At 43.3% G+C, this 13233-nt stretch carries 4 protein-coding genes; all 4 read right to left on the bottom strand.

The genetic code is table 11. The annotated features are described in order from the left end of the window. Positions 1–147: 147 nt before the first annotated feature. Positions 148–1827 (bottom strand): PfaD family polyunsaturated fatty acid/polyketide biosynthesis protein, encoded by a 1680-nt coding sequence (locus tag Q0791_RS13745; protein ID WP_299007289.1) that lies wholly within the window; start codon positions 1825–1827, stop codon positions 148–150. A 61-nt stretch (positions 1828–1888) separates the two neighbouring features. Next, positions 1889–7867, bottom strand: coding sequence for a beta-ketoacyl synthase N-terminal-like domain-containing protein (locus Q0791_RS13740; RefSeq protein ID WP_299007286.1), 5979 nt, complete (start codon positions 7865–7867; stop codon positions 1889–1891). After that, positions 7854–10172: a PfaB family protein gene (locus Q0791_RS13735; RefSeq protein ID WP_299007283.1), complete on the bottom strand. Its 2319-nt coding sequence runs from the start codon at positions 10170–10172 to the stop codon at positions 7854–7856. The genes Q0791_RS13740 and Q0791_RS13735 overlap by 14 nt, the downstream gene beginning before the upstream one ends. Continuing rightward, positions 10144–13233, bottom strand: a 3090-nt coding sequence (locus tag Q0791_RS13730) for an SDR family NAD(P)-dependent oxidoreductase (protein WP_299007280.1), incomplete at its 5' end; no start/stop codon positions are given. The genes Q0791_RS13730 and Q0791_RS13735, both read right to left, overlap by 29 nt.

Here is a 13233-nt window from a genome sequence, read left to right as displayed (position 1 = left end):
AAGGGAGAATAGAGAAGGGAGAATAGAGAAGGGAGAATAGAGAAGGGAGAATTGAGCAAATACGCGTTCATTTGCTCAATAGATGATTGACGATAAACTGTACTCGCTCCCATTTCAAAAGGTCGTATTTTGAAATGAGGAACGTTTTTAACCCATTTTTTGAGTCGGTTTCCAGCGTTGTAATGCTTCTGGAAGCTTTATTCCTTGTGAAGTAATAAAATTAATTCGATTTAAATAAGCGGCGCCATATAGAATATGTTTGGCAATATCCACAGCATGACGTTGTTGATAATCGGCTAAATAGCTGCCTTGAGCCCATTGGTTAAAGGCCCCAAGTGCAGGTCCTGCCCATATTTGGTAATCCATTTCACGGCCCGCTTCACCTAGATTAGACCAACGGCTGGAAAGGCCCAGATACCATCTAAAAATCAGCGCCATTTTACGTTTAGGGTGATTAAGCGCACGCTCAATTTGTTTCGGATCACGCTCATTAAAATGGGCAACGGTACTTTGCCAAATAGTTTCTAGGCTGGCGCGAAATACTTGCTGTTCAAGTTTTTCTCGCTCATCAACAGGAATGGCATCGATGGAGTCGAAACGGGTGTAAATGTCATAAAGTTTATTGGCACGCATGGGAAATAAGGTTCCACGCTTAACCACTTGCAGTTTTACGCCCATTTCAAACATGTCGGCCGCGGGAGCCATAGTGACATCGGCCATTTCGGTAGTTGAGAGTAGTTTTCGCGTGTGCTCGCTAGCACCTGCTTCAACACATGCTTGGTTCACTGAGCCTGTGACGATATAAGCCGCGCCCATATTAAAGGCAGCCAGCGCCGCATCGGGTGTGCCAATGCCACCACCTGCTCCGACACGTAATGGTGTGGGGTATTGATGCTCTTGTTGAATACTCTCTTTTAGAGCTAATAATGTGGGCAATAAGGTTACTAAAGGACGATTATCTGTGTGGCCACCAGAGTCAGCTTCTGCTGTGATGTCATCGGCCATGGGCACTTGCTGAGCGAGTTGTACTTGCTCGTAGCTGATCAACCCTTCATCTTGGAGTTTTTGCAATATTTTGATGGGAGCTGGTCGCATAAAGTGAGTGGCCACTTCAGTGCGGCTCACCTTGGCAATGACTTTATTGGCAATGTGAATTTGTCCTTGAGCATCGCGGCTTAAGCCCGCTGCGCGATAGTAAACAATGTGCGGTGTTAGCCCTAAAAAGGCCGAAGCTTCAATGGTGCGGACTTTATGCTTTAAAAAAAGCTCGACTGAGCCGCGCTCTAAGGCGGGTTCACTTGGGCTATGAATGAGATTAAAAGCGTAAGGGCCTTGAGGCAGTGCCGCTTGAATACGGTGAATCGCCGCTTCAACTCTTGAAGGGATTAACCCTGCAGCGCCAAAGGAGCATAAAATCCCCGCTTTTCCAAGTGCAATAACCAGCTCTTCCGAGGAGATCCCATTGGCCATTGCACCAGCATAATAGGCATATTTCACCCCATGAACGCGTCTGAAGTGACTATCACCTAAACTTTGAGTGCCTAATGCGGGAGCAAAAGCGCTAACGGGAAGCACATTTGGGTTATGCGGCTGCGTTGCATTCGCTTTGTTGAGTGAGGATGCTTGTGTCGTTCCAAGTAAGTTTGGATCGACAAGAGTAGCCTCTTGACTGATCCCGAGTCCTTTATCATTGTGACTAACCAGATAACAGCACTGACTAAAGTCTTTAAGTTGATTGGCTAGGCTATTGAGATCAAAGGCGACTGTTGACATATTAACTTGCCATGGCCAAGGGCTTAAGGATTCATTTTTTATGCTTGAGTTCATTGAATTTTCACCCTGTTAATAGTGATTTTACTGTTGTGATTCTGGCTTAGTATTGTTTGCATTAGGCTTCAACGACTCCAATTGCTATATCGGTGACTTCATAAATGCGCAGCCCATCTTTACTGAGATTGGCATTGCCTATAATAGTGATTTTACTTGCTGTTTTTTCAATAGCGGTAATGTGAACATCAAGAGACATTTGTTTATTCAATGGATTAATTTGTCCGCGATACTTCCATTGAATATTGGAGAGTATTTGTTCAAATTTTGGATTGGCAAAAGCTTTACCTAAGCCTTGATTAATCGCATAGGTTTGCATTAGTTCGATAATCGCTTGCACGCCTAAAGAGCCGGGCATAACGGGATCTTGATGAAAATGAAATTGGAAAAACCAATCACTGGGATTGATGGTGCGCTGGGCATACAAGTAGCCTAAACCATGGCTTCCACCTTTTTCAACGATGTCGACTTTGTCGATGAAATTCAGTTGTCCGCCAGCGAGTTTATAGTGAGGTTGCGCTTTAGGCGCGATAAAATAGGGGCTAAGTGTTAACCCTGCGCTCTGTAAATCAATGTGGTGATCGGCCTTTACTTGATGAGTGACATGCCAAGGAAGTGTAGTTTGCCCTTTATCCAGCCCAAGCTGATCTTTGAGCGCTGAGGCTTTAAAGTAACCAAAGACGGCTTCACCCACATAAAAGGCTTGATTGTCGCAACTGAGTTCAAAAGTAAAACTTTGAATGATGTTACTGCCAGCGATAACCGTTGAAAGTAATCGAGAATCATTAACTATGGTTTTGCCTCTTAAATCGACTTTTCTTAACAGTTGGCCTTTTCCATCTAGATTTCTAAAAAAGAGTTCTTCTCCCGAAAAACCTAAAGTTGTGCCCATATAACCTGAAATAAACCCGTTAGGCTGCAGTGCTATCTCCATTAAAATCGCATAAGGCATGTTAGCTTGATGGCTATTTTGGCTAAAATACCAAGCGTCTTCGGGGACCTCGTATTCGGCGATACAGGAGGCGGGTTTATTTAATTCGCCTCGAGTGCCTTTGACGTCGATGACACGGGTAGTGAGCTGTAAGTCACCGCAGGGCGTTCGTGGTGGGATCAGGCCGCGATAAATAGCAAAATCAGGGCCGAAACATTGCTCTATGTCACCTGTGGCAAATTCAAATAAATGAAATGGCGTAAAGGGAAGAGTATCGGGTTGTCGATTCGGGTAGTCTTTGATTATTGGTGCTGGAACATGGATTAAAGGGCGTACACCTTTATTAAGACTGGCATCCATATTGGATTTTTTCTGCATTAAAGGTGCATTAGGATTGGTTTTTGGTAAAACCTTTGACGGCGGTGTATCAACTAAACTTCCTTTTTTTGTTGTGGGTTTACCATAAAGTGTGCACTCACTTTCTTCTTTTATCATGACGCCTAAATGTTGGAAATCCACAACAACTTTACCGTCCAGTAGAATGTCGATATTTGCCTTGGCGTAGGGATACGGACTCAACCCTATTTCAGTGACTTCCATTTTGTAAGTTAATATCGCTGTCTGAGGTAAGACTTGACCTCGGCAACGCACTTGCTGAGCGGCATTTTCTAATGGCTGAAAACGGCCATTTCGAGTGTGGGTGTGCATGCCAAGATATAACATATAAAATTGCAGTAATTGGCCACAGCCTTCAGCCATTAATGAACCTGCCATGACGGGATCGTCCTTAAAATGGCAGGGGAAATACCAGTGCTCAGGAGATAATTGCTTATGTCCTTCAAGGGTGCCTAATCCCCAAGCGCCTCCTTTATGATCAACATGGCTCACGGTTTCGATCATTAAGAACTTCTCGGAGGCAAAGCATAATGATTTTTGTTGTTTGTCTTGAGCGTAATGATCCCCAAAACAGCCTGCTAAATTGGCGGTTAATAAGTGACGAATGGCTTGATAGTCAAATTGGGTTTGTGGGCAATCGAGCAAAGGAGAAAAATGCGGCTTAGGCCCATTTAATGCGTTTTGTCTGGCTTTTAATTCCGCATCGGTGCGGATCACCCCTTTCCCCTCACTGAGCTCTGCATCGGTAAAAAAACCGGCACAACCGTTATCCATTTTTAAAATCAGTGTGTCATTGACATAACAGCGATAAGAGAAAAAGAATAATAAGGTGTCACCATTGCGAGCAAAGTGATTAATGCTAATATCGTACCTTAAGGTGTCACCGCCGCGGGGTAAGTCTCCTAAAAAGGTGAGGGTACAATCGAGTAAACGGTAGACGCGCTGACCTTTATTTTCAAAATCAATGCCTAAATAGCTGATTAACATCAAATCACATTGGCCTGATTCTACCGCAACGGCCCATGGGATTTGTCCATCCACTAAATAGGGGGCATCCTTTGGAATATCGTATTCAGTGGTCATGCTTGATGGACGATATTGATTGATTTGGGCATCAATTTTAGTAACGCGAGAGACCAGTAAATAATCCGTTGTGGGAAGGCGGACTCGGCGTGAGTATTGATCGATTATTACATACTCTGGTCCAAAGACGTTACCAATGTCACCTTCTGCATATTCCACTAAGTCGTGGTAATCCCAAATACAAGGTTTACGTTCGGGCACAGGTGGAACATAGCTCACTGTTTTGGCATTGATTTTTTCTGTGCTTGAAACTTCAGCATTGGCTATGTCAGAGTTTGAGAGCTCAGTTGTAGTTGTTGGGGACACAGCTGTTGAAGGCTCGATTGTCAAAGGCTCAGTATGTTGAATATTGGCTTGTGCCGTGTTTGACTGTGCTTTAAATTGGGATCTTAATAAAGCGTCAGCGACTTTTAATCCTGTGCGGCGACTTTCTAAAAAGGCATTGTGGGCTTGTTGAGCCAGTGTCTGATTATTTTGCAGCTGAATTAAATGGGATTCAGACTTTTCTTGCTGCTGTTGACCTTGAGCCTGAACTTGAGCCTGAATTTGAGCTTGTGCTGCAGATGTTGAGGTTTTTTTCATGGTGTTTTGCTGTGAATTGTCCAGTATCGATGTGGTGGCCGTAGACGGCGAAACATAAGTTATGGCATCAGTGACGTTATGTTGACTATTCTCTTTGTCTCTTTTATCAATTTTGTTTTTAATACTGTTTTTAAGAGACGCTGGAATTGTGGCAATATGTTGGTAGATATCTCGACCGCCTAAAATCACCTGTTTAATGACTTGCATTGTGGGCTTGTTTGCATGGGGAAGGCTTGATGCTGAAGCCGTTGTTTTGTTGTGGTGGGTTAGCTTTTGCATTAATACAGTTTGTTGTGCTTTATTTTGCTTTAACAGTATTTGTGCACTTTGCTTATCCATCAAGGTCGCAACGAGGGCGCTTTTTTCCCTCAAAGGTTCCTTTGTTAATTTATTGCTTTTATTGAGTGTTAACAGTGCATGAAGCAAACTGCCCATGCCTGATGCGGCAAAACTGTGGCCGATCCTATGACTGGCTTGAGTATGTTCAGCCTGTGGATAGTTTATGCGAAGTTGGTGGGCCGCATCGACAAGCTCAGTGGCGTTTAAGCTGGGAGCAATATTGGTTTCTAGTATGTTGATGTCGTTCAATGAGAGGGCGCTTGGCTGAGCATTAAAGCTGATGTCGTCAATGGATGCATAACTGTCATGATGATTTGACATAGGGTTTTCAGGCTTAAGCACTATGGCTCCCGCGCCTTCTCCGATTGCCCATTCTTTATTAAACATCGCAAGGGTGTCATTCGGATCCTGCGCCACTTTTTGTAAACGGCTTTTGCTCATGACTTGCTCAATGCTTCCGGATAAGTCTACTGCAGCGATGACAACAGCTTGCAAAGGATCTTGCTTGAGTGGGTCGTCAATATGATTGACTGCCATGAGGTTTTGAGCCACATCAATACAGCGATTAACCGATTGTTCTGCAGCTGAAATGGTAAAAGCTGGGCCACTAAAATTCCAAAGTGCCGCAATACGTGAAGCCATAATATTGCCAATAAAACTCGTGTATTGATTGAGTTTTGCCGCATCAAGGACACTGTCCATAGTGATGGATTCTAATGTTTGATATTCTTCTTCTGTTAACGCGATCCCATGGGCTTTAAGGCTTTGGGCAAGTTGACTGTGTAAGTTGACACGACCTCTAAATTGGTGAAGCTCAAGTTCGGTTTCCATGGCCACCAGCACGGCAACATTTTGCCCAGCGGTTAACTTGGCATCCATGATGGCTTCATCGGCGACTTTCATTAAGAGTAACTGCTGAGGGATGAGTCTGTCATCGTCATTTGGAGGCAGTTTAAAGCGTAAAAAGTCTAAATCAAACTGATCAATATAGGCCCCTTTGGGCGCTGACGATAAGCCAAATTGTTGTAAAATATCTAAGTGTTTATCGATACCTTTCCAGCGTTGTTTCGGTAACTCAATAAAAGCATGCTTATTCTTTTCAATGGCTTGGTTGAACGCGTGAATGTCGTTAAATGGGCCAAAATGCGCCGCGATCCCCGTAATGGCTAATGATGGATAAGTTGATATTGCGCTGGTGGCTTGTCTGTTGTCTGTTGTCTGTTGGCTGTTTAAAACGTCACTTTCTTTTTCATAACTGCTTAAGATCAGGTGAGCATTACAGCCACCAAAACCAAAAACAGACACGCCAGCATGGCGTTGATGAGTGGATGACTTCTGCTTACTTGGCCATGGGGTGACTTGAGTGGGAATATTATGCTGACCAAACAAGCCTTTTGGTGATTGAATGGTGGATTCAATATTAATACTTGGAGGTAAGCTTCCTGTTTTCATCGCAAAGATCATTTTCATGATCCCCGGCATTCCCGCTGCGGTTAATAAGTGGCCTAAGTTGGATTTTGCAGAGCCAATCAGTGGCGCGGTACTTCCATCGAGTTTGTCGATGAAAAAGTCTTCCATGGAGGTGAGTTCCACTTTATCACCTAAAGGGGTACCTGTGGCGTGGCACTCAATGACTTCAACTTGCGAAGGGCTAATGCTGCTGGCGTTATAGGCACGCTCAAAGGCATTGACTTGCCCTTTGCTGTTAGGACTTAGAACAAACTTTCCTTTACCATCATTGGATAAGCCTATGCTGTCGATGAGGCCGTAGATGTGATCACCATCTCTGATCGCATCATTCAACCTTTTAAGGACGATTACCCCCGCGCCTTCTCCGGCAAACAAGCCTTGGCTTTTAGTATCGAAAGGGGCTGAAATTTCATTTTTTGGCGATCCATGCTCAGGATAAGCATGAAAAATCGAAAAGCCCATATTGATAAAGAAGGGATCCGCGCCAGAAACGGCCCCCGCTAACATGGTATCAGCCTTGTGGGTATGTAAATAATCACAAGCCAGTTTTAAGGAATACACTGAGCTGGCACAGGCTGCATCTAGACTTAATTGGGGGCCTTTGAGTGACAGGGCCTCACTGATTATGTGAGAAGCGTTATGAGCAATATTGCCATCTTGTCCTTTAAAGCGAGTGGGCTGCTGAGCCTGATAGGCGAGATCTTCGTTTAAGGAAAAAGGCGTCAAGATGAAATCAAGGGGATGACTTGGGTCGTTGAATAAGGTGGCTTGCAATGCTTTTTCAACCACGCTGTGATATAGAGGCAAAAATTGATGGTTGGATTGCCCAGTGGGGAAAGACAAAGTGCCCATAATGATCCCCGTTCTTGCTAATGCGCTTTCATTTAAGGCCATATTGGCATCTTTTAACGCATTTGAACAAGTGTGTAAGGCCCACTTTAAGCTATCATCGAGATGAACTAATTCTTTGGCAGCAATATGGTAACCAGAAGGATCGAAATGAAAGTTCTGAATATAGCCACCTTTATCACAATAGAAGCGATCGGCCTGCCCTTGCTGACCCTGATAATCATTGATTTCAGCGTTGAGTTTTTGAGTGGTTAACGGACCTCTGGCATCTTTTTTTTGCTTTAGATTTTGCCAAAAGGTTTGTGGAGAGTGTGCATCGGGGTAGAGTGCGGCTAGTCCTACTATGGCGATTGCATGTTTGTTTTTCATTGAAGGCTTATGAGAAGACATTAACATCTCCTTTGTCAAATAATGTGTGTGTCATAGCGGGAAAAGACGGGGGACTTTTTTGCTCAAAACTCATTAATAAAGGGTCCAAGGATACTGGCACGTTTTGGCTGATAAGTTGCGCTATGACTTTGAGTAAATCGCTAATGCAATTGCCACCTTTGGTGTTGATCGCCATGGCATGATATTCTTGCTGTCCATCAGGATGTTGTTTAAATATTTTATTGATTAATGTGGTGTTTTGCCTGTCTGCACCTATTTCAATAAAGAGCTTAGCACCTTTTTTTTGTGCTTTTTCAATTAAAGCCGGAAAGTTTAAGGGCTGACAAAAGTTATCCGCTAACGCGTGTGCAATTCTGTTAGCTGTAATGGCTTTGGTATTGCCTCTTTGTTGAAAGCTAAAAGCCTGTGGCTCTGCGGCGGTAATAAATTGTGTTTTTATGTTAAGGGTATCATTTTCTTGTTTGATGTTTTGGTGATAAAACTGAACAAGATCGCTATGAACATTCATGGCGGGGGAAGTATGCATAGCCGTAACGAGATTGGTGGCAATGCCTCGTTTATTTAATGCGCTTAATAAGGCTTTACATTGGGTTTCACATCCTGAAATGATACAAGTATCTCCTTGAATAATGGCTAAGTAAGCGCGAGGGTATTGAGGTAAAAGAGTGTTAATGTCATCAACACTGGCCCTTACTAGAAAACTATTCCAATGAATAGACTCTGTTTGCTGCCATGCTTGTTTTACTGTGCTTAATCTTCCTGAAACCATAGAGGTAAAGAGGGGATCATTTAATGTTTTATCGATTAATCGATGAGGTGCTTGCCAGACGCCTAAACTTGCCCACATAGCGGCTTCACCCATGGAATAACCCAGTGCAAAGCGAGGTGTTAGTTTAAAGGAGCGGCTGAGTAATTGAGTGAATAAGTAACTGGTCCCCACTCCTGCAATTGCCAATTCCGCTAATGACATCTCATCGAGCTTATGGCTTGTGTCTGTGACTTCTTTATTGTTAGTGGTGCTTTGGTAGGCGGAATAAATTTTATCCGCTTGTAACATAGCGCTTAAATGCCCTTCTTGTTCAAGTTGTGCAAACCGTTGAGGAAAGTAAGCGTAAAGTGCATTGAACATATCAGGGTAAACGGTTCCGACTCCAGGGTAGACAAAAGTCAGTCCTTCCTCTCCCTGAGGCTTTGGAAAAAACACACTGCCTGCAGGTGTATGATAAGGCTTTTTCTCATCTGATTGATTGGCCAATCTTGATAGCATGCAGGTTATTTCTTGGAATAATTCGAACAAAGATCGGGCTTGTATCACTAAGGTTAATGTCGATTCTTTTGGCCCAATAATCGCTTCTTTAGTGTGATGAGTGGCCTCTTGTCTATGGGTAAAATCAATCAAGTTTCGCTGCATTATCAAGGTCACATCATCACTTTTACTGCGAAGCTTTGTTTCAAGCTGAACTAATGACTGCCTAAGTTGGGCCTGATTGTCTCCTGTCACAATAAAAAAGAGTCTGTTACTGTGTAGCAAAGGTTTAGCGTCCGCTAACTTGCTGCCTTGAGACAAGACTATGCTCGACATTGATTCATTGACTGCTATTCCACTATTTATTGTATTCTCAACTGGTTTTGAGTGGAATGGTTTTTCAGAAGGCCGAAAGTTAAGGGTTGCGACACGGCCTTTAAAGGGCTCTGAAAACCAAAAGGACTCATGATGGTTATTCTTGTAGGTGCGGTACATGAGTTGATTGATAAGCTCAAGGAGTTTAGCAAATTTATTATCGGCATTTTGGGTAAAGATAGTGTGGTGTTTTATCTCCTTTTGGCGATGCATGACTTTGGCTTGTAATAAGGCGTTATGTTGTAATAGAGCGGGTATTTGTTTCTCCAGTGGGGCTTGTGTTGATGATGCACATTGCAGACTGGATAATATGGCGTGGGATGACCACTTTAATTTTGCCGCTTGAAGTGCTGGGAGCATCAGTAAACGGTGAGTATGACTTTTGATTTGTACACAGACATTTTTTCTCGATTGAGCGATATCATCAATTAATTCATTGCGTTGCAAGCTTTCTATGGCTAGTTGTAAGTCCCCCTCAAAGCAGGTGAGGGGAAGATCTATGATGGTAAATTTAGCCTCAAGCATAAGATAGGACAGGCCTATCTTAGCTAATGCTTGTTTGAGAGTAGGAGCATTAGGTAGAACGAAGAGCGCAATGCGCAGTGGCATGTCGCTTCCATTTGTTTGCGCTAGAAGGCTCGCCATATTGAGCGGATTATGCGCTAACATTTTGGTCTGGCTCATTATGGCTTGGCTCATCGCTGAACTTGGTCAGTACAGTGTTCGAATGGGCATTAAAGGCGGCATTCAAACTTTTGCTTATGGTAATTTTTGCTGATTGCATTTCGGCACTGACTTGCCCATTTTGATGATAAAGCACGACATTGGCCACTAATGTTCGTTTAGTACTTTTAATGATCTCAAGGTGGATAGAGCCAACCTCGTTAGGCATTAAAGGTGAGTAAGTTAAAAATTTGCCAATACTGGAGGGCAGACTAGCGGCACCATATTTTAGCCTTGCCCAGACGAGCATGGCTTGTAACAAGCAATCTTCTGCAAAGGGCTGGCTCTCCCCTTGGTGTAAACTGGGCCTAAAGACACCGCATTCCTCATTTACCACATTAGGTAAAATACACTCTGCGATTAAGCCGTTATCATCAAAATAGGTGATTTGCTTTATGCCTTGAAAACGAGGCCCATGAAATAAACTGGCATTGTGATATAAGCTATTACCCGTTATAGCAGTAAACTGGCTAAGATCAGCGTCAAGTGTATTCATGGCTTCATTGGAAGTACCACTGTTTTTATGCTCAGGCGATAACGCTTGTATTTGTAAATCTGCACTATATTGAGGGAGTCCATCACAATGTATGATGGCCTTGAGTTCATTTTGCGTGCTTCTTGTTAACTGGTTAGGCGTTAATGTGAGTTCCAGCGTTTTGCAGCTTTCATCAAAAATAATCCCTTTAAGTAATTTATAATCTTTAACCACAATCTGCACATTGCTCTCAAGCTTTATGCTTGTAGCATTTTGCTTGAATAAGCTAAGGGTGATTTGTTTCATCCATTGAATAGCACACACTGTGGGCAAAACAGGTTTGCCCGCAATGCAATGATCTTCAATAAAGGGAATGTCAGCAAGGTTTAATACTTGTGTGAAAGTCAGCTTTTCATTGCCATTAAAAATTGAAGCCATAGGGGCAGGCGAGTGCTGTGATTGATCCACATCACTCGCATTAGGCTTTTTTGCAGCAGTACTCTCAACTTGTTTTGATGTCTCGTTTTCTTCCTGTGTGCTTCCTTGCATTGAACTGCCAACAAGCAACTGCACGGCATCGGGACGGCTCATATTGTCATTGAGTAGTACATCATTAAAAAGCTGAGCGCCTGCATCAATGGGTATGACATAAACGCCGCGTTCGATAAACATTTTCTTTAGGGCTGGATTGACCATACCGCCGTTCCATGGTCCCCAGTTAAAGCTCATGACTTTCATATGTGGATGAGAGTGATGCAATTGCAATGCGGCTTTATTTAAAATTTCATTGGCCATGGCATAATCGCTTTGTCCGGCATTACCGTAAAAGCCTGCGGCAGACGAAAATAGCGCGATTAATTTCAGTTTACTGACATCCAGCACCTCTAAAAGTGACTGTAATCCAGTGACTTTAGTGTTGTAGACACGGTTAAACTCATCGAGGGTTTTATGCTGAATGTGTTTGTCTGCGAGGACACCCGCGCCGTGGATTAGACCTGTAATATCCGTGAGGGCGGTTATATTTTCTAAGTGTTCGCTTACCGATGCTTTATCGCTAATATCCATCGACAAGTATTCGGCACTGGCGCCAACTTGCTCAAAGGCGGCTAATGCATCATCGATCAACAAGCTGCTTTGAATGGGCCAAATTAACTGCTCGATTTGCTTAGGCGTGGGAGTGCGGTTTTGTGCCATTTCATGGTTAACCGCTGCCGCTTTTAGTTCATCTGAGGTTTTGTTTTTTGCCCATTCGGGACGTTGTTCAAGGCTTAAGTGTTGACTGCGACCAGCAAGAATAAAGTGCGCTTGAGTTGACTTTGCCAAGGCCAATGCACATTGTAAAGTGACACCTTTTGCGCCTCCAGTGACCAGAATTTTATCCCTATTATCCACTTTTTGGTGGCGATTCGCTTGCGTTATGTGAGTCTCTGCTTCTTGACTTGAGTCTTTCAAGGCTTGGGTTGGTACAAGTTGATATCGTCCTTGGGCATTGATCCCAATTTCAATGTCGTCTTTATTGGGATTAAACATTTCGTTAATGATGGCCTTGCTTAAGGCACTGGCATCTAAATCTGGACAAATGTCCAATGCTTTACAGGCTGTTAAAGGCCATTCATGACTTAATGTTTTAGTGAGACCGGCTAATGCTCCTTGATTTAATTCGGCATTTTGTATGTGTTTTGGACTTAAATAGCCAAATCCGCCATCGATACGACTAACAGTGATAAAACTCCGGCGATGGCCGTATTCATTTAGACTGTTTTTTTCAACATGACTTTTCTCAATTGCAAGATGAGGCTGCAGTAATTTTGCCCATAAAAGCGCATGTTGAATATGCAGTAAGCTTGCATCATTTAAATCCACTGAGTGGGCTTTATCACCTTTATTTGAGGGGGCACTTGGCTGTAGGTGGATATAGCCTGCAATCGTACCTACGTCATTTAATATCTGTTTTATAACGTTTTTGATATTGGATTCATCGAATGCTTGTATTTGAAAATGGGTCACTTCAGCATTTAAAGGCGACTGAGGGTAACCTGATGGCAAGGTGATGACAGCGGCATTTAATCCTTCTTTTTTCACTTTTTCGGCGAGCACGCCAGCATTATGACCATCATCAATGATGATAATACACGGATTGTTACCGTATGCGGCAGCATGATCTGATGTAGAGGGCTTAGCTGCCGCTGGTTGCTTTTTTAGGATGACCTCATTATGAGGAGGAAGCTGGGTAGTGGCATGAGTGGTGACATGAAAATCTGTGCCAAGCGAGGAGGCTTCTACTGCATCAAGGTCATCATGTTGAGCATTTTTTTGAGCATTGTTATGAACACTTTTATGAACACAGCGATTTAAGTAACTGACAATTTCACCTAAGGTTCGGCATTCACTTAAATCATCGGGATTGAGCTCAGGCAGTTCTGGCAGTTTATCTTGCACTGAGGCGAGGATCTCCACGCGTTTAATGGAGTCTATGCCTAAGTCGGCTTCCATGTCCATTTCAAGGTTGAGCATCTCCACTGGGTAACCAGTTTTGTCACTCACGAC

Origin of the sequence: uncultured Shewanella sp., assembly GCF_947495455.1 — a bacterium.
In the GTDB taxonomy this organism is placed as follows: Bacteria; Pseudomonadota; Gammaproteobacteria; order Enterobacterales; family Shewanellaceae; genus Shewanella.
The sequence above is the reverse complement of the archived record's forward strand: the minus strand, read 5'-3'. Positions and strand labels throughout refer to the sequence as shown.

Coding starts and splice junctions, on each gene's coding strand:
- Q0791_RS13745 (WP_299007289.1), bottom strand. CDS start 1,827: ATGAACTCAAGCATAAAAAATGAATCCTTAAGCCCTTGGCCATGGCAA.
- Q0791_RS13735 (WP_299007283.1), bottom strand. CDS start 10,172: ATGAGCCAGACCAAAATGTTAGCGCATAATCCGCTCAATATGGCGAGC.
- Q0791_RS13740 (WP_299007286.1), bottom strand. CDS start 7,867: ATGTCTTCTCATAAGCCTTCAATGAAAAACAAACATGCAATCGCCATA.